Source organism: Malaciobacter mytili LMG 24559, from assembly GCF_003346775.1.
GTDB classification, from domain to species: Bacteria; Campylobacterota; Campylobacteria; order Campylobacterales; family Arcobacteraceae; genus Malaciobacter; species Malaciobacter mytili.
This window is the reverse complement of sequence record NZ_CP031219.1, coordinates 365,708-382,613: the sequence shown is the minus strand read 5'-3', so window position 1 is coordinate 382,613 and position 16,906 is coordinate 365,708. Positions and strand designations below refer to the sequence as shown.

Here is a 16,906-nt window from a genome sequence, read left to right as displayed (position 1 = left end):
AAATCTTAACGTAATTTTTTTATAATATATATAAATTAATAATATAATAAATTATTATTCATCTTATTATATTTAATAGAAAAAAAGAAAAAGTTATATTAAAGACTCAAAAGTGTTATTTTTGCTATCTATTATAAATATAGGGATTTTGAAGATTGTTTTTTGATTAACAATTATTATAATTCTTATTAATTTCGTATTGAAATAAAAATAAAAAGTGATATTTTAAATTAAAAATAAATATAACTTTATTTTTTTATAGCTTTTTTTTTAAATTTTTTATGTTTTTTAAATCTACTAAAGTATTGCATTTATTTAGATATTTCTCTAAGATTTTTTCTTTTTCCAAAGAAGAAAGAAGTGTAGTAGAGTCTGTATTTATATGATTGATAAAAAAACATCTTTTATCATCACTTTTTAAAAGTTGTGGTTTAGGGACATTAAAAAAAGGTATTTTTTCATTACTTTTATCTTGTAAATTTTTATACTGTTGTTTTTGTCCTTCAAATAAATCTTTATCTTTAATTACTTCTTTTATTTTATTTGATGCGTGTAAGACAAAAGAAAACAATAATATATTAATAATAATAACTTTTTTCATTATTAAGCCTTTAAAGAATCTTAATCCTTAAAAGCTTAATTTAAGTTTAAGTAATAATATAATAAGTTATTTAATAGTTTTTATTACTTTATTTATATTATTTGAGATTTTTTCAACTCTTTCTTGCCAAAGTATTCCAAACTTGATTTTTTCTTCTTTAGTTGCTAGTTTTTGAATCATTTTTTTCATAAGTATTTGCATATTTTCATCAAATAAAATAGATGAAGGGTCATAAAAAACCTCTACACTCTCTTGTGTATCAAGTCTTGTGAATTTTACATTTGAAGATATTTCTTTTTCAAAAAATAGTAAGTTTCTTCTATCAAAACTTCCAGAAATTCCCTTAAAGCCACTATTTGTAGTAGCCCCTGTGATTGCACTTATTACATTAGCTACAACTCCAGCAGTTCCATCAGTTAGGCTCTCTTTAAATTCTACTTTTATCCCACCTCTTTTAGGTAATTCTAAAGGGTATAAAGCTTTTAAGCCTTCCAAAGTCATAAGATATGCCCCCAATACTGTTGGGCAAGAATGTCCTGCTATTTTAACCACATCTAAATAGGAAAACTCAATAATCCCTTCTTCAAATGCACCTAAAAAATCAGATAAATTATCTTGTAGTTTTATATTTTCAATTTGATTATAAAAATTTGGATAGTTCATTATTTTCCTTATTAAAAAAGATTTATAATCTTATATAAATCCTTTTAATAAGTCATTGATTTAAAATAAGTCTTTATTTTTTACAAATAAATATATATTTATCAGCTTGGTCATATCCATGTAGATTAAACTCTTTTATCTTTTCCACATGAAAACCAGCATCTTTTAGTAGTTTTTTTAAGCTATTTTTATCATGATAGTATTGAGTAATACAATCTTCTTGTCTTTCGTATAAACCACTTTCTTGTTTTTCAAATAAAGTTATATTTGTATTTAATTCTTCATTATCATAAACTGCATCAATTGCTATAAAAATATCTTCTTTATTAATTGTAAGGCTTCCATCTGCAACTTCACTAAAACCAAATAGTGAGTTTACATCAAACATAAAATATCCACCTTCATTTAAAACATTATAAGTGTCTTTAAAAAACTCTTTTAAAGGTTTTTTAGGGATATAATTAATTACATCAAAGATAGCTGTTGCACAATCATATTTTTCTTTTACTTCATTTAAAGGCATACATTGTGCATCAACACCTCTTTGCAAACAAACTTTTACTTGTTCACTACTTAAATCAATCCCAAAGGCTTTTTTACCATTAATTTTTAGATTTTCTAAAAAGTAACCTTGACCACATCCAATATCAATAATATTATCAAGTTCATTTACCATTACAAAAGTCATAAACTCTTTATGTAGTGAGTAAACCTCATCTTCAAAATCTAAATATGCTTCTATTTTTGAATATAATTCTAATCCCATTATAATACTTTTTCTATTCTCTCTTTTAGATCTAAAATCTTATCTTTTTTAGCGTAAAATGAGTTTTTATTTGCTATTAAATGAGCTGAACTCTCCATAATAGTTGGTCCCACTTCAAGCCCATTTTGTTTCATAGTAGTTCCTGTTTCTACAATATCCACAATACAATCACTAAGTCCTACAATAGGCGCTAATTCTATTGAACCATATAGTTTAATAATTTCAACAGCCATTGCCTTTTGCTCAAAATATTTTTTTGCAATATTTTCATGTTTTGTAGCAACTTTTATTTCACTTTTACTAAAATCTAGCTCTTCACCTTTTCTTAGACCAAAAGCTACTTTACATTTTCCTAAGTGTAAGTTCAATAACTTAATTAAGTCATACTCTTTTTCTTCTAAAACATCAAGCCCAACAACTCCCAAATCAGCTGCTCCATGCATAACATATGTAGGTACATCTTGGTTTCTTACATTTAAAAATCTAAAGTCACCTTTTTCTAGTATTAATTTTCTATCTTCAAATATAAACTTTTCATTAAAAGCTTTTTCAAATTTTTCTAAAGTTTCTTCTGCAATTCTTCCCTTAGGCAATGCAATTGTTAGCATTAATTATCCTTTTCATATTTTCAAAAATCAAATCTTTTTTATAGATACTGTTTTCAAAATATTTACTTAAAAACTCTCCATCTCCACCAGTAAATATTATTTGCTGTTTTTTTCTTATCTTTTTAATTGGTTCAATTATTGATTGTAATATAGCATATGATATAGCATCTTGTGTACAAAGTGGGATTTTATCTAAATTTACCTTTGTATTAAAATCAAACTGTAATTTATGGGAAATCTTAGGATATAAATCTTTTATAGATTTAAGTCCAGGTAAAATAAACCCACCTTTATGTTTTGCTTTTTTCATAATATCAACTGTAATCGCACTTCCTGCATCTACAATAATCGCATCATCATAACCAATACAAGCGATTTTTCTATCTAAGCCCATACCCTTGTATTTTGTTTTAAAATTAACATATTGTTCTAAATCAACCAAATCATCATTAGAATGTTTTAAATTTGCTGTTGCATTATCATTTACAGAGATATAATAAATAGTTTCATTGAAATCAGGCAATCTTTCATTTAAAAAATATTTTTGTTCAACATCATCTATTAAAAAATGAAAAGTTGTATTTCCAATATCACATAAAATCAACTCTAACTCTCCAATCATTTTCTTGTAAAAAAGTTTTTGCTTTAGAACAAATAGGTGAAGTAATAACTAACTCTTTATATTTAAAATTATGGTCTTTATACTCTTTTAGTTTTTCATAAAGTTCTAATAATTCTTGTGCATTTTTTCTAATAAATCTACTTTTTGAATCTACTTTAAAAATAGCCCAATAAGAAGATTTTATATCTGTTGCAGTATAAATCTCAATTTTCTTTCTACTTCCCAAAACTTTAGGTTCTATCAAAGAAATATTTTTAAATAATATATTTTTTTTTGTATAATAAGTAGTTAATTCTTTCAATTTTATCCTTTTAAAGTGTTACTATTATATCTAAATCTAAGTTAATTTCATAAAATAAAAAAATTCTAAAAATTTTAAATTACTCTATAGTATTTATACTATAAAATTCCAATCTATTAAGAAAAATACGAGAGTTTTTATATGAAAAAAGTTTTAATCACAAATAAAGTTTTAATTTTAAGAATACTGATAGTTCTACTTTTATTTGGAGTAGTTTCTATATTTTTTGCTACTATTTATATAAAAAAAACAGCCCTTACAAATCTTGCAGAAGATGATGCTAGAAAGACAAGTGAACTTATCTTTGAAAATATGTACACAAGGATGCAAGAAGGTTGGGCAAAAGAGGATTTAGCAAAGATTTTAAAAAGAATGGAACATATAAGAGAAGGTCTTAAGGTTCATTCTTATAGAAGTTCTAAAGTAGAAGAGATACTAGGAGAAAATAAACAAGATAAATTAATTGTAAAAAATGATAAACTTATCCAAAAAGCTATGCTTGGAGAAAAGCAGTTTCTTATTCAAGAAGATGGAAGTATTAGATACTTATTTCCAATAAAAGTATCAAATGAATGTATTACTTGCCACTACAATACAAAAGTTGGTGATATAAATGGAGTATTAGAAGTCGCATACCCTCCAAATGAAATTAAAATCTCTTTAGATATTGTTGTATACTATTTCTTTATATTTTTTATCTTATTTATGATTCTTTACTTTTTTATTTTTTATAAAATAATTAATAAAAAAATCATAGAACCTGTTGTTAGTTTTACAGAAGAGATAAAAAAAGTAATAGAAACTAAAAGTTTTTCTAAAAGAGCCCATATAAAAACTAAAACTATTGAGATTTTTCTTTTACAAAATAGTTTTAATAAACTACTAGATACTATAACTTATTACTACAATAAATTATTAAATAATCTATATAAAGACAATCTTACTAAATTGCCAAACTTAATAAAACTGCAAGAAGATATTAAAAAATTAAAAAAGTACTCAATTATAGTGGTTTCACTAGATTCTTTTAAAACAATTAATAGTTTTTATGGTGTAAAAGCTGGAGATTTTCTTATGAAAAAAATTGCTAATCTTTTAGAAAACTATACACAAAAAACTGGCAAAGTATATCGACTTCATAGTGATGAATTTGCTATTTTAACAACTAATGAAATAAATATAAACTTTTGTAAAGAGTTATTAGAAAAAATAGAAAAAACACATTTTACATATAAACAAATTGATATTTGTATTCAAGCTTCAATTGGAGTAGTTTTCAACACTACACAAAGAGGTTTAGAAAAGGCTATTTTAGCAGTTAGAAATGCAAAAAAAGAGAAAAAAGATTTTGAGATTTTTAATGATGAATTAACACTAAAAGATGAATATAAAAATCATATAAAACTAACTTCTATTTTAAAAGAGTCTTTATTAAATAACCAATTAGTTCCCTTTTTTCAAGCAATTGAAAATGCAAAAACAAGAAAGATAGACAAATATGAAGCCTTAGCAAGAATTGTAAGAAAAGAAGAGACTTTAACTCCTGATAAGTTTTTGCAAATCTCTAAAAACTCAAAGCAATATCATAAAATCACTCAAACAATTATTTATAAAACATTTGAATATTTTAAAGATAAAAAAGAGTTTGAATTTTCTATAAATTTTTCTATGGATGATATAAAAAATCAAGAGACTATTGACTATTTATTTAAAATGATTGATAAATATCAAATTGGCTCTAAACTTACAATTGAACTTTTAGAAAGTGAAGAGTTAAGTCAATTTAATATTATTAATGAATTTATAAAAAAACTAAAAGATAAAAAAGTAAAAATTGCTATTGATGATTTTGGGTCTGGGTATTCTAACTTTGCTTATATTACTAAATTGGATATTGATTATTTAAAAATTGATAGTTCTTTAATTGAAAATATTCATATGGATAAACAAGCCTTAAAAATTGTAAAAAGTATTATAAACTTTGCTCATGAATTAAATATAAAAACTGTTGCTGAAAAAGTTCATAATCAAGAAATCTATGAACTTTTAATAGGTTTAGAAGTTGATTATCTTCAAGGATATTATATACAAAAGCCTAAAGCAGAAATTTAGGCTTTATTATAAAAACTATTATAAAATTGTTTTGCAGTTCTAGCACTTTTGCTTGCCCTACTTTGAGCAAACTGTAAAGCCTTTTTATAAAGTTCTTCTTTATCTGCTTTATACTCTTTAAAATAGCTTTCTACAACTTTTAAATACTCTTGTTGAGTACCATGATAAAAACCTAACCAAAGTCCAAATCTATCACTTAAAGAGATTTTTTCTTCTACACTATCACTATAATGTATCTCTCCATTATTTCCAACAACTGTTCCATTATTATCCCTTTGATATTCAGTTATTAGATGTCTTCGATTTGAAGTTGCATAAATTTTGATATTTGTAGGAGTAGCTTCAATAGAACCTTCTAAAATCCTTTTTAAACCTTTATAGCCTTTTTCTCCCTCTTCAAAAGATAAATCATCACAAAAAATTATAAATTTATATGGTTCTTCTCGTATTACATCAGAGATTTCTATTAAATCATCTAAATCATCCCTATCTATTTCAATAACCCTTAGCCCTTCAGTTTTATATCTATTTAAAACTGCTTTTATAAGTGAAGATTTACCTGTTCCTCTTGCACCCCATAATAAAACATTATTTGAAGGAAGATTATTTAAAAATCTTTGTGTATTTTCAATTAGTGCTTCTTTTTGTTTGTCTATACCTACTAAGTGTTCAAAAGAGATTTCATCTAGATATTTTACAGGCTTTAAAGTCTGTTTTTTTGCCCTATATATTGCAGCATATGTATTTGACCAATCAACTATCATTATGACCTTCCCATATTAAAAATAGATTTTATAAATCCATATAAGATAAATAAAAATAAAAGTGGTAGAAAAATTGTTTGAAAAATAAATACTATTATTAAATCAACAATATAATTGCTTGAATTATCAACTGCAACTTTATATTCTTCAATCTTTTTTTCATAATATTTACTATCAAATTTCTCTTTAATTTTTTCAAAGAAAGAACTCTGTTCTTTTTGCATTATTGTTTCTTGATTTACTCTACTTACTTCATCTTTTACTTTTATAATATTTTCATTTAACTTTTCGATATTATACTCTGGCTTTACAAAGTAGTTATATGAAACTTCATTAATATACCCAATCAAAGGGATTGAAAATCTTAAAAATAAAAGAATAAAAGTTGTTTTAAAAAATATTTCTCTTAACTTTTCATCTTTTTTAAATCTTTTAAATAACCATAAATTAAAAATTATAATTAGAACTATAAGTACAAAATTGTAAATCTCATTTGATACAAAATTTAAAAGTATTTTTTGAATACCCAAAGAAGTCATACTTGCAAGCATTATTAAAGAAAACTGCTCAACTAAATCATTGATTGGGTCAAGCACTTCTCCTATGGCAACCGTAACAAAAGGTAAATCAAGTTGTGTTCCTTGGGCAAGTGAGATAACAGCATTTAAAGCTTTTGCACTACCAAATACAACAATAGCTTGAGTGAAAGAATCATCAACTAATTTTTTTGCATTTTCATCTATTGTAAGAGAAAGGGCAAAAAAAAGTGCTATAAAAGTAAAAAACAATAATAAAAGTTTATTCCAATTTGTTAATATAAAATTTTTCATAAAGTTATTATATCTAAATAGTATTTCCAAAAAAAGTTATATTTTCATAAAAGTAAAAGTTTTACTTTTTTTTAATTTCAAGCCTTTGTGGTCTTACTGTAAGTTCAGTAATAACCCCATCAAAATTTATCACTTCCCATACAGCTTTTGCTATATTTTCTGGAATTAGATGGGCATTTTTACTATCACTTGGCTCAAAATTAAACTCTTCAAAAAAGTTTGTTTTTGTAAGGTCTGGATTTATATTTGTAACTTTTACATCACAACGCCTAAGTTCCTCAAAAAGTGCCAAAGAAAAGTTCCTAAGTCCAGCTTTAGTTGCTGTATAAAGTGCTGAAAATTTTGAGTGCCTTGTGGCTTCTATTGATGAGATATTTATAATATGCCCTTTTGTTTTTTTTAGGCTTCTTAAACATAGATTTGTTAGAACTATTGGTGCAGTTAAATTTACATCTATTAACTCTTGAATTTTATCTAAGCTTATCTCTTCATGGGGCTTAAATACCCCTACTCCTGCACAATTTATAAGTAAATTTACTTCTTGGCTTTTAAGTAGTTCTTTTACTTCTTTTTCTAAAGCTTTTTTATCATTTAATCTACTTTTTAATCTAATAACTTTATATGAGTTTTCTTCAAGTAAACTTGCAATTGCTTTACCAATTCCAGAGCTATATCCTGTAACTATTGCTTGCATTTTTTTCTCTTTTTAATATAAAAATATGCTAAAGCTGCTAAGCAGATTAAAATTGCAATAATTATATATCTTAAATACTCTTTTATAAGTGCTTCATTTCCACCTATAAAATATCCTAAATATGTAAGTATTATCACCCAAATTGCAGCACCTAAAGTAGTATAAATACAAAAAGTAAAAAGATTCATCTTTGCAAGTCCTGCTGGAAAAGAGATATATTGCCTAACAGCAGGAATTAGTCTTCCTGAAAAAGTAGAGATATGTCCATGTTCTTTAAAAAAGTCTTCTACTTTTAAAATAGTATCTTCACTTATAAAAAAGTATTTTCCATACTTAACTAAAAAAGCTCTTCCATATTTTATGGCTAAAAAGTAGTTAAATAAAGCTCCTGCTAAACTTCCAGCAATTCCTGAAAAAATAGCTATAAAAATATTCATCTCACCTTTATAGGCTAAATATCCTGCTGGTATCATTACAACTTCACTTGGAAAAGGGAAAAAAGAACTTTCCAAAAACATCATAATAAATATCCCAAAATACCCCAAGGCACCAACTGTACTTACAATATAATTTATAATAGGCTCTAACAACTTCACTCTCTTCTTTAAAATTTTTTAAAAATATTAGCAAAAATTTCGTTAATGGTGGATTTATACTTTTTAAAGAATAGACTTGATATGCTTATTTTTTAAATAAAAGGAATACTATGATGGGAGGAATGTCAGTTGCAGCTGCAGAATCTTTATTTGAACTATTATTATTAACTTTTGTAGTTTTAGTTTTAACAATCTGTATATTTATACTTATACTAAAACAACTAGGTTTTATAAAAAAAATCAATAAAAAAATCAATTTCCTTTGGATTTGGACACAAATTATCCCTATTTGGTCTTTTGTAGCCATACCAATAACCCTTATAAAAATCAATAAACAAGTAAAAGCTTATCTAAAAGAAAATAACTTAGAAAATACATATAAGCCAAGTTATGGTTGGATATGGTTTCTTACTTCTATTATAAGTCTTCCTTTTTCACCATTTTTAATTATTAGTCTTATTAGTTTTATACTATTTTATAAACACTTAGAAAAAGTAGAAAACTCTTTATTAACATTAAGGTAAATAACCTTAATGTTTTTATTTTATTTCTGAAAGTAAATCTGGGTTTGTAACTAAATTTCTTACGCCATGGGCATGATCTTCGTTAAAAGTATTTCCCTTGCACCATTGTCCAACTGTATTAATATCAACTTTTTGAACTTTTGGACGTACATTCCAAGTAACTTGCAGGGGTGAACCTTTTTCATTATAACTAGGACCTGTAGTTGAACCTTCATATAAAACAGGTGTTCCACTATTTGTTGGAATATTTAAAGCTTGATAGTAACCTTTTTTTGTTCCATATTCTGCAAGTTTATTAAAATCTAAAGCATTTTTATCATTTACAAGAACATATACTTGTGCTTCAACTCTTAATTGAGGATTTTTAATTGAATCACTTAAACAAGCACCCAAAGTTGGTCCTGGCTTAACTTGTGCAGTAGAATGAACATAATGAACCTCAATAGTTTCTCCTACTTTTAACTCCCCGTTTTTATTTGGACAAATTTTTTCTTTTGTTGGAATTAACTCTTTTTTACTTAATAGTCCAGAATATTTATATCCACTTTCATAACCTTTCCCATTTCCATTACCTGCATAAACGCTAAATTCTCCTCCTTTATGCTCTGCATTCTTATGAAAATGAATATTACATAAATTCATTTTCGTATAATCTGGTGCAGAACTAAATATGATTTTATTATTTCCTTTTTTTAAGTCAATATCTCTAGGAGATTGGGGACCAAAACCTTTATTTTTTGTATTTTCAGCAAGTTTTAGTTTTTGTGCTTCAATAACACTATTTTTAACTTCTGATAAATCTTTACCATAAATATTTGCTACTGAAAAAGCAGAAACAACAAACGTAAGAAAAATCTTTTTTTTCATATTCATCTCCAATATTAATTTAATAAAATCATAACATAACTTATTTAATTATTTATTAAAATTGATAAAAATTTAAAATTCTAATTCTAAAAATAGATAATTTATGAATATATAACCCATTATATTTTATAATTGCAAACTTAAAAAATATAAAATCTCATATAAAAAGAAAATCATGATAGAACTAATAAATATATCAAAAAGTTATCCAACAAGTGAGCTTTATAGTGAGCTTAATCTTAGATTGAATTCAGGAGATAAAGTTGGATTAGTAGGAAGAAATGGTACAGGAAAATCAACTTTATTTAAACTTATTTTAGGTGAAGAACACGCAGATAGTGGAGATATTAACTTTCCAAAAGGTTATAAAATTGGTGCATTAAAGCAGTATTTTAATTTTAGTGAAAAAACACTACTTGATGAAACTGCCTTAGCTTTAAGTGAAGATGATAAATATAATATTTATAAAGCAGAAAAGATACTATTTGGACTAGGATTTACTCAAGAAGATTTAGATAAAGACCCAAAATCTTTCTCAGGTGGTTATCAAATTAGAATAAATCTTGCAAAGCTTCTTTTAACAGAACCAAATATGCTTTTATTAGACGAGCCAACAAACTACTTAGATATTTTATCAATTAGATGGCTAAAAGCCTTTTTAAAATCTTTCCAAGGGGAAGTAATACTTATCACTCACGATAGAGACTTTATGGATAGTGTTTGTACACATACTTTAGGAATAATTAGAAAATCAGCATTTATGATACAAGGTGGAACAAGAAAGTTCTATGAACAACTTGCAAGTAATGAAGAGCATTATGAAAAACAAAAAATTGCTCAAGAGAAAAAAATCAAAGAACTTGAAGAGTTTATTGCTAAAAATAAAGCAAGAGCAGCAACAGCAACACTTGCCCAATCAAAAGTTAAAATCTTAGAAAAAATGGACATAATGGATGATTTAGAATATGATTCAAATCTAAATTTTGATTTTAATTATAAAGATACTGCTGCTAAATTTTTACTTGAAGTAAAAGATTTAAGTTTTGGTTATACTCCTGAAAATATCCTATTTAAAGATATAACTTTTGCACTTAGTAAAGGGGAAACTTTAGGAATTATTGGAAAAAATGGTAAGGGAAAATCTACACTTTTAAATGTAATTGCAGGTGAGTTAAAACAGCTATCTGGAAGTGTGGATTATCATCCAAGTTGTGTTTTTGGGCACTTTGGACAAACAAATATTTCTCATTTAAATCAAAATAATACAATTATGGATGAAATATATAGTGTTAATAATAAACTTTCAGAACCTGTAATTAGAAGTATTTGTGGTCTAATGATGTTTAGTAAAGATAATGCAAAGAAAAAAATCTCTCTTCTTTCAGGGGGAGAAAAAAGTAGAGTAATGCTTGGTAAAATTATTGCTCAAGATGTAAATTTACTTTTCCTTGATGAGCCTACAAACCACTTAGATATAGACTCAATTGAAGCTTTAACAAATGCTATAAAAGCCTTTGAGGGTTCTTGTATTATTGTAACTCACTCAGAAGAACTTTTAAGAGCTGTTTGTGATAGACTAATTGTATTTACAAATGATGGAGCAGATTATTTTAATGGAACTTATGATGAGTTCTTAGAAAAAATTGGTTGGGATGATGATAGTGTAACTGAAAAAAAACCAGTTGCAAAACCAAAAGTAAATAAAAAAGAAAGCAAAAGATTAAGAGCTGCAATAGTTGCGCAAAAAAGTAAAGAAACAGCACCTCTTAAAAAAGAAATAGCTGAGCTTGAAGCTTTAATTCCAACATTAAATCCAACGGAAAAATTTCAAAAAGAATCACAATTACTTGATTTACAACTTAAATTAGAAGAGATGAACGCAGAGTTTGAAAAAAGGATGAAGGAAGTTTAGTTTTATAACTTCCTTATCTTATTCATATAACTCATTTTCATAAACTCTTCCATTTGATTATTTGAGATGTATTCATAACCAAATACCTCTTTCCATAAAGATACATCTTCCATACAAAGATAAAAATATACTTCTTTATGCCAAGGTTTAAAACTCTCATAAGCGTGCTTAAACATCTCTTTTTTTACTTCTAAAGGATAAGATTGCTTACCATTTGCATCACTTAGAGGCATTTGAAGAATTTTTGATTTAAAGTTTCTACTTCTTATTTTTTGAATAACTGGTTTTATAAAAGTTAAAGTTCCAAAAGATACCAATGCAACCTTAGAAGGCTCAAAAGTATCTATTAGGGTTTGATAAACTTTTCCATACTCTTCTAAATAGTTTTCATAATGAACTATTGGATGAAAGTGAAACCCTACAAGAACACCTTTTTGGCTTACTAATTTTGCTGCTTCAATTCTTTTTTCCAAGCTTGCTGCTAAGTGTTCTTCATTTTCTATTATTGTTGAAGTATTTAAAGACCAAGTACAAATAATATTTTTTGGAACTTCATTTTCTAAAAAGTATTTAATATTATTTGATTTTGTTTTAAATTCTAGTATTACATTAGGATTTGTTCTTGCAAACTCAAAAAGAGCATCTAAAATACCCTCTTTATTACCCCACATAAGAGAATCAGAACTTTGACCAGTACCTATATGATAAATCTCATTAGGGTCTAATTTTAGATTTTTTAAATTATCTTTAAAATTCTTATCAAAGCCTATTTTATCTTGATTATAAAAAGACTGAATTGAGCAATAAGAACAGTCAAAACCACAAGATTGCACAGCATCTAAAGTTAATAAATTACAGCATCTAGTATTTTCACTTGCAACAGGACAAGAGCCTAAAGCCACTTGTGAAGCTTCATATGTTCTAAAAGAGAACTTTCTTACATCATCTTTATAAAGCTCTTTTGAAAAATTTTTATATGAATTTGGCCGAACTCTTAACTCTTCCCATCTTTTTCGTATATCATTAAAAGCTTGTTTTTTATTGGCATATTCTTCTTTAAATACAGCTTCTATCTCATCTTCATGCCACATTTTAAAATCAATAGCAAAATCAATTAGCTGTCGTAATTCTTGAAAAGAGAACTGATATTTTAAAGCTATTTCTTTAATAAACTCTTGGGTTTTTAAATCCAAATTTTTATAATTTGTTTTTTCTATATTTTCATTAAATTTTATATTATAACTCATATTAAATCTTTCCATTGTTTAAAACTATTTTGCATCAACTCAATAATATAAGATTTTTTAGGTATTTTTATATCCAAATGGTCTGATACAACTTTTAAAATGAGAATATTATCTATAAATTTTTTACAAACTTCTTCAAAATAAATAGCTTCCATATCAATTAATGTAGTTTTAATTTTTAAAGGGTCATTTATAGGTATGTCAAAAGTGCTTAAAGTTGCATAAGCAATATTTTCAAGGTTTTTATTAGTACAAAAAAGTGTTCCAATTTTTATCTTTTTATCTTTGCAACCAGCTGTTCCAATATTAATTGCTTTGTCAATTTGAAAGTTTTTAAAAACATAATCTAATGCACTTAAAGTATTTTCTTTACCTATTCCAGATACAGCAATAACGATTTCTTCATTATAAAAAAGCTTAAAGCCTTGAACACTCTTGTCTTGTTTTAATTTGTAGTAATTTATTAGAATCTGGCACTCACAAAGGAGTGCACTATGAATTAAAGTCTTATTCATAAAATAAAACTAAGGACTAGCCTTAGTTTAGATTATCTTTTAAGCTCTTTAATTCTAGCAGCTTTTCCTCTTAATTCTCTTAGATAGTGAAGTTTAGCTCTTCTTACTCTACCTCTTCTGATAACTTCAAAAGTTTTAATTGAGTCAGTATATAATGGGAAAATTCTCTCTACACCAACAGAGTTAGCAGCAATTTTTCTAACTGTAAATGTTGCAGAAGTTCCTTCACCATGTCTTGCAATTACAACACCTTCGTAAGTTTGAACTCTTTTTTTCTCACCTTCTTTAATTTCAACACCAAGTCTTACAGTGTCTCCTGCTCTAAATTGAGGAATCTCTTTAGTTTCTAATTGAGCTGCCTCAAAGCTAGCAATATATCTATTTTTCATCTCTTTTCCTTATTGGGTCTATAATATTTTGTTTTACAAATTGACATCTGGAATTTTAAGTCGGAAATTTTACTATGATTTCCCTTTAAGAATTCTTTAACTACACTTAAATTTTGGAAAATTTCAGGTTTTGTAAAAGATGGTGCTTCTAAAAGATTGTTTTCGTAGCTTTCATAGTCCAAAGATTGGGCATTTCCAAGCACATTTTCAATATTTCTAGAAATTGCATCACTCATTACTAAAGAGGGTAATTCTCCCCCTGTTAATACAAATTCTCCAATAGAAAAAACTTCATTTGCATATTTTTCAATAACTCTTTCATCAATTCCTTCATATCTTCCACTAACAAAAACAATATTTTTCTTTTTTGCCAATCTTTTAGCATCATTTTGTTTAAAAGGTTTTGCAGCAGCTAAAGGAAAGATGATATATGCATCTTTATTTTTTCTTTTTATTTCATCTAAACAATCAAAAAGAGGCTGACAAGTCATAAGCATACCTGCTCCACCACCAACCATAACTTTATCTACTTTTTTATGTTTATCTTTTGTAAAATCTCTAGGATTATAAAATTCATAACTTATAAGCTTAGATTCAATTGCTCTTTTTAAAATCGAATCATAAAAATATGGTTCAATTAAATTAGGAAACAGTGTCACATAAGTAAATTTCAATAATGCCCTTTAATTTTTTTGTAATACTATCATAAAAGTTATTATATTTCTTTAATTTCCATAAAAACAAATTTTCGATATTATTCCCAAAAAAGAATAAAGCTAGAAAAATGATTACAATAGACCAAATAAAAGAAGCCAAAAAAAATTTAGAAAACGTAGTACAAGAGACTCCTTTATCAAAAGCTCCAATTTTAAGTGAAATTTTCAATAGTGAGATTTATCTAAAAAAAGATAATCTTCAATTAACAGGAAGCTTTAAATTAAGAGGTGCATATAATAGAATAGCAAATCTATCACAAGAGAAAAGAAATAAAGGTGTAGTAGCAGCTAGTGCAGGAAATCACGCACAAGGAGTTGCTTATGCAGCTAGTAAATTTGGTTGTGAAGCAACTATTTTTATGCCAGAAGCAACACCACTTACAAAAGTATCAGGTGTGAAATCTTATGGAGCTAATGTAGTATTACATGGTGAAAACTTTGATGAAGCTTACGCAGCAGCAATGAAGTTTAAAGAAGAAAATAATGTGGAGTTTATTCATCCTTTTGCTGATGATGATGTAATTGCAGGTCAAGGAACTATCTCTTTAGAAATTCTAAATGAAATTCCTGATTTAAAACAAATTATTGTACCAATTGGAGGTGGTGGTCTTATCTCTGGTATAGCAATTGCTGCAAAAAGCATAAATCCAGATATAAAAATAATAGGTGTTGTTGCAAGTGGTGCAAGGGGTATGAAAGAGTCATATAAAGCGCATATGCCAATTGATTCTGCTTCTGTTAGAACTATTGCAGATGGAATAGCAGTAAGAGATGTAAATCCAAAACTATTAGATATTATTTTAGATTATGTTGATCATATAGTTGAAGTAACTGACAATGAAATAGCAAATGCAATTTTATTTTTATTAGAAAAACATAAACTTGTGGTTGAAGGAGCGGGAGCTGCTGCAACTGCTGCTATTATGCATGAAAAAATTGAGATTGAAGACTCTAAAGTTTGTGCAATAGTAAGTGGTGGTAATATTGATGTTACTATGTTATCACAAATTATAGAAAAAGGACTTGTAAAATCATATAGAAAACTGAACCTTATCGTAACACTTATGGATAAGCCAGGAGCACTTATGAATTTAACAAATATTTTTACAGAATGTTCTACAAATATTGTACAGATTGATTTTGATAGAAACTCGGTAAAACTGGAGTTTGGTGAAGCTTATGTTACTATTGCATTAGAAACAAAAGGTGAAGAACATCAAAAGTTAATAAAAGAGAAGTTAAAAGAAAAAGGTTACAGATTTAAACAAATCTAATTTTTGTATATAGTTATTTATCAATTTTTTAGTAAATAAATCATATAATACTGGGCATATTGAAAAATAAAATAGAAAACTAGGAAAAAGGAAGAAAATGGAAGGAAGATTATTTACATTCTTGGGTGCTATTGGTGGGCACGGACAAGAGTGGATTGTTTTATCTCATTACATTTTAGTTATTGGAATTATTTTCTTAGTTGCAAGAGCTGCAACAAGAAAAATGCAATTAGTTCCAACGGGTTCACAAAACGTTATGGAAGCATTCATCGCTGGTATTATTAGCGTAGGTGAAGGTACTATGGGTGAAAAGAATGCTAGAGTTTATATGCCATTAATCGCTTCTTTAGCATTAGTAATTTTTATTAGTAATATGATAGGTGTTATTCCAGGTTTTGAAGCACCAACTGCTAATATTAACTTTACTTTATCTTTAGCATTAATTGTTTTTGTTTACTATAACTATTTAGGTATTAAGAAAAATGGTTTTATTAACTATTTTAAACATTTTATGGGTCCTATGCCTGTATTAGCACCTTTAATGTTCCCAATTGAGATAATCTCTCATTTATCAAGAATCGTATCATTATCATTTAGGCTTTTTGGTTCAATTAGAGGGGATGATATGTTCTTAATGGTATTATTAATGTTAGTACCTTGGATTTTACCTCTTCCAGGTTTCTTCATGCTAACTGCTTTTGGTTTATTACAAGCATTTATCTTCAGTATATTAACTTATGTTTATATTGCTGGTTCAATTATGATGGAACACGAAGATCACTAAAATTAAATTATTTAGTTTTTAAAAGGGAGAGAAGTATTGCTTCTCTCCCTTTTTTTGTGCTTATTTATTATGATAATCTAAAATTATTTTTTTAATCAATTTAAATAATATATTATTTATA

General features: G+C 26.4%; 20 protein-coding genes. 5 read left to right on the top strand and 15 right to left on the bottom strand.

The window, feature by feature from the left end; translation table 11 throughout:
- Window positions 1-256: 256 nt before the first annotated feature.
- From AMYT_RS02000 to AMYT_RS01975, 6 genes are all read right to left on the bottom strand, one after another.
- Window positions 257-601 (bottom strand): hypothetical protein, encoded by a 345-nt coding sequence (locus AMYT_RS02000; RefSeq protein ID WP_114840897.1) that lies wholly within the window; start codon window positions 599-601, stop codon window positions 257-259.
- A gap of 66 nt (window positions 602-667) precedes the next feature.
- The gene (locus tag AMYT_RS01995) at window positions 668-1,264 is read right to left on the bottom strand and encodes an FmdE family protein (RefSeq protein ID WP_114840896.1); all 597 of its coding nucleotides are present in this window, start codon (window positions 1,262-1,264) and stop codon (window positions 668-670) included.
- 73 nt (window positions 1,265-1,337) lie between these two features.
- Entirely contained in the window at window positions 1,338-2,030 is a 693-nt protein-coding gene (locus tag AMYT_RS01990) for a class I SAM-dependent DNA methyltransferase (protein WP_114840895.1), read from the bottom strand.
- Window positions 2,030-2,638 carry an ATP phosphoribosyltransferase gene (gene hisG, locus AMYT_RS01985; protein ID WP_114840894.1) on the bottom strand — a complete coding sequence of 203 codons (609 nt, stop codon included), beginning with the start codon at window positions 2,636-2,638 and terminating at the stop codon, window positions 2,030-2,032. The genes AMYT_RS01990 and hisG overlap by 1 nt, the downstream gene beginning before the upstream one ends.
- Complete coding sequence (locus AMYT_RS01980) at window positions 2,616-3,260, bottom strand: type III pantothenate kinase (protein ID WP_114840893.1); 645 nt, start codon at window positions 3,258-3,260, stop codon at window positions 2,616-2,618. The genes hisG and AMYT_RS01980 overlap by 23 nt, the downstream gene beginning before the upstream one ends.
- On the bottom strand, window positions 3,229-3,561 hold the full coding sequence (locus tag AMYT_RS01975; RefSeq protein ID WP_114840892.1) for a hypothetical protein: 333 nt from the start codon (window positions 3,559-3,561) through the stop codon (window positions 3,229-3,231). Before AMYT_RS01975 ends, AMYT_RS01980 begins: the two co-directional genes overlap by 32 nt.
- A 141-nt stretch (window positions 3,562-3,702) precedes the next feature.
- On the opposite strand from AMYT_RS01975, the gene AMYT_RS01970 reads away from it, so the two are divergent.
- Complete coding sequence (locus AMYT_RS01970; protein ID WP_114840891.1) at window positions 3,703-5,673, top strand: EAL domain-containing protein; 1,971 nt, start codon at window positions 3,703-3,705, stop codon at window positions 5,671-5,673.
- On the opposite strand, the gene AMYT_RS01965 is transcribed toward AMYT_RS01970, so the two are convergent.
- The 4 genes from AMYT_RS01965 to AMYT_RS01950 all read right to left on the bottom strand — a co-directional run bounded on the left by AMYT_RS01965 (window position 5,670) and on the right by AMYT_RS01950 (window position 8,551).
- Window positions 5,670-6,434: an ATP-binding protein gene (locus AMYT_RS01965; RefSeq protein ID WP_196779639.1), complete on the bottom strand. Its 765-nt coding sequence runs from the start codon at window positions 6,432-6,434 to the stop codon at window positions 5,670-5,672. The two genes, AMYT_RS01970 and AMYT_RS01965, sit on opposite strands and share 4 nt — an antisense overlap.
- Window positions 6,435-6,436: 2 nt before the next feature.
- On the bottom strand, window positions 6,437-7,267 hold the full coding sequence (locus AMYT_RS01960) for a hypothetical protein (protein ID WP_114840889.1): 831 nt from the start codon (window positions 7,265-7,267) through the stop codon (window positions 6,437-6,439).
- Window positions 7,268-7,328: 61 nt separating this feature from the next.
- Window positions 7,329-7,961, bottom strand: a complete 633-nt coding sequence (locus AMYT_RS01955; protein ID WP_114840888.1) for an SDR family oxidoreductase — start codon at window positions 7,959-7,961, stop codon at window positions 7,329-7,331.
- A complete protein-coding gene (locus AMYT_RS01950) occupies window positions 7,949-8,551 on the bottom strand; it encodes a DedA family protein (protein ID WP_114840887.1) in 603 nt (200 codons plus the stop codon). Before AMYT_RS01950 ends, AMYT_RS01955 begins: the two co-directional genes overlap by 13 nt.
- Window positions 8,552-8,667: 116 nt before the next feature.
- Here AMYT_RS01950 and AMYT_RS01945 point away from each other — a divergent pair, with 116 nt between their 5' ends.
- A complete protein-coding gene (locus AMYT_RS01945; protein WP_114840886.1) occupies window positions 8,668-9,081 on the top strand; it encodes a hypothetical protein in 414 nt (137 codons plus the stop codon).
- A 15-nt stretch (window positions 9,082-9,096) separates the two neighbouring features.
- On the opposite strand, the gene AMYT_RS01940 is transcribed toward AMYT_RS01945, so the two are convergent.
- Window positions 9,097-9,948 (bottom strand): delta-class carbonic anhydrase, encoded by an 852-nt coding sequence (locus AMYT_RS01940; RefSeq protein ID WP_114840885.1) that lies wholly within the window; start codon window positions 9,946-9,948, stop codon window positions 9,097-9,099.
- Between the two features lie 175 nt (window positions 9,949-10,123).
- On the opposite strand from AMYT_RS01940, the gene AMYT_RS01935 reads away from it, so the two are divergent.
- A complete protein-coding gene (locus tag AMYT_RS01935; protein ID WP_114840884.1) occupies window positions 10,124-11,860 on the top strand; it encodes an ABC-F family ATP-binding cassette domain-containing protein in 1,737 nt (578 codons plus the stop codon).
- Between the two features lie 2 nt (window positions 11,861-11,862).
- On the opposite strand, the gene AMYT_RS01930 is transcribed toward AMYT_RS01935, so the two are convergent.
- The 4 genes from AMYT_RS01930 to trmD are packed head-to-tail and all read right to left on the bottom strand — an operon-like array spanning window position 11,863 to window position 14,685.
- Window positions 11,863-13,107 (bottom strand): SPL family radical SAM protein, encoded by a 1,245-nt coding sequence (locus AMYT_RS01930; protein WP_114840883.1) that lies wholly within the window; start codon window positions 13,105-13,107, stop codon window positions 11,863-11,865.
- Window positions 13,104-13,622 (bottom strand): 5'-methylthioadenosine/S-adenosylhomocysteine nucleosidase family protein, encoded by a 519-nt coding sequence (locus AMYT_RS01925; RefSeq protein ID WP_114840882.1) that lies wholly within the window; start codon window positions 13,620-13,622, stop codon window positions 13,104-13,106. The genes AMYT_RS01930 and AMYT_RS01925 overlap by 4 nt, the downstream gene beginning before the upstream one ends.
- 32 nt (window positions 13,623-13,654) lie before the next feature.
- Window positions 13,655-14,011: a 50S ribosomal protein L19 gene (gene rplS, locus AMYT_RS01920; RefSeq protein ID WP_114840881.1), complete on the bottom strand. Its 357-nt coding sequence runs from the start codon at window positions 14,009-14,011 to the stop codon at window positions 13,655-13,657.
- Window positions 14,008-14,685, bottom strand: coding sequence for a tRNA (guanosine(37)-N1)-methyltransferase TrmD (gene trmD, locus AMYT_RS01915; RefSeq protein WP_114840880.1), 678 nt, complete (start codon window positions 14,683-14,685; stop codon window positions 14,008-14,010). Before trmD ends, rplS begins: the two co-directional genes overlap by 4 nt.
- Window positions 14,686-14,795: 110 nt before the next feature.
- Here trmD and ilvA point away from each other — a divergent pair, with 110 nt between their 5' ends.
- Window positions 14,796-16,001: a threonine ammonia-lyase gene (ilvA, locus tag AMYT_RS01910; protein WP_114840879.1), complete on the top strand. Its 1,206-nt coding sequence runs from the start codon at window positions 14,796-14,798 to the stop codon at window positions 15,999-16,001.
- A gap of 97 nt (window positions 16,002-16,098) precedes the next feature.
- Window positions 16,099-16,785 (top strand): F0F1 ATP synthase subunit A, encoded by a 687-nt coding sequence (locus AMYT_RS01905; protein WP_114840878.1) that lies wholly within the window; start codon window positions 16,099-16,101, stop codon window positions 16,783-16,785.
- Window positions 16,786-16,906: the final 121 nt, after the last annotated feature.

Excerpts from the sequence above, each read along its gene's own strand:
- AMYT_RS02000 (WP_114840897.1), bottom strand. The coding sequence starts at position 601 with ATGAAAAAAGTTATTATTATTAATATATTATTGTTTTCTTTTGTCTTA.
- AMYT_RS01995 (WP_114840896.1), bottom strand. The coding sequence starts at position 1,264 with ATGAACTATCCAAATTTTTATAATCAAATTGAAAATATAAAACTACAA.
- AMYT_RS01990 (WP_114840895.1), bottom strand. The coding sequence starts at position 2,030 with ATGGGATTAGAATTATATTCAAAAATAGAAGCATATTTAGATTTTGAA.
- hisG (WP_114840894.1), bottom strand. The coding sequence starts at position 2,638 with ATGCTAACAATTGCATTGCCTAAGGGAAGAATTGCAGAAGAAACTTTA.
- AMYT_RS01980 (WP_114840893.1), bottom strand. The coding sequence starts at position 3,260 with ATGATTGGAGAGTTAGAGTTGATTTTATGTGATATTGGAAATACAACT.
- AMYT_RS01970 (WP_114840891.1), top strand. The coding sequence starts at position 3,703 with ATGAAAAAAGTTTTAATCACAAATAAAGTTTTAATTTTAAGAATACTG.
- AMYT_RS01960 (WP_114840889.1), bottom strand. The coding sequence starts at position 7,267 with ATGAAAAATTTTATATTAACAAATTGGAATAAACTTTTATTATTGTTT.
- AMYT_RS01955 (WP_114840888.1), bottom strand. The coding sequence starts at position 7,961 with ATGCAAGCAATAGTTACAGGATATAGCTCTGGAATTGGTAAAGCAATT.
- AMYT_RS01945 (WP_114840886.1), top strand. The coding sequence starts at position 8,668 with ATGATGGGAGGAATGTCAGTTGCAGCTGCAGAATCTTTATTTGAACTA.
- AMYT_RS01940 (WP_114840885.1), bottom strand. The coding sequence starts at position 9,948 with ATGAAAAAAAAGATTTTTCTTACGTTTGTTGTTTCTGCTTTTTCAGTA.
- AMYT_RS01935 (WP_114840884.1), top strand. The coding sequence starts at position 10,124 with ATGATAGAACTAATAAATATATCAAAAAGTTATCCAACAAGTGAGCTT.
- AMYT_RS01930 (WP_114840883.1), bottom strand. The coding sequence starts at position 13,107 with ATGAGTTATAATATAAAATTTAATGAAAATATAGAAAAAACAAATTAT.
- AMYT_RS01925 (WP_114840882.1), bottom strand. The coding sequence starts at position 13,622 with ATGAATAAGACTTTAATTCATAGTGCACTCCTTTGTGAGTGCCAGATT.
- rplS (WP_114840881.1), bottom strand. The coding sequence starts at position 14,011 with ATGAAAAATAGATATATTGCTAGCTTTGAGGCAGCTCAATTAGAAACT.
- ilvA (WP_114840879.1), top strand. The coding sequence starts at position 14,796 with ATGATTACAATAGACCAAATAAAAGAAGCCAAAAAAAATTTAGAAAAC.
- AMYT_RS01905 (WP_114840878.1), top strand. The coding sequence starts at position 16,099 with ATGGAAGGAAGATTATTTACATTCTTGGGTGCTATTGGTGGGCACGGA.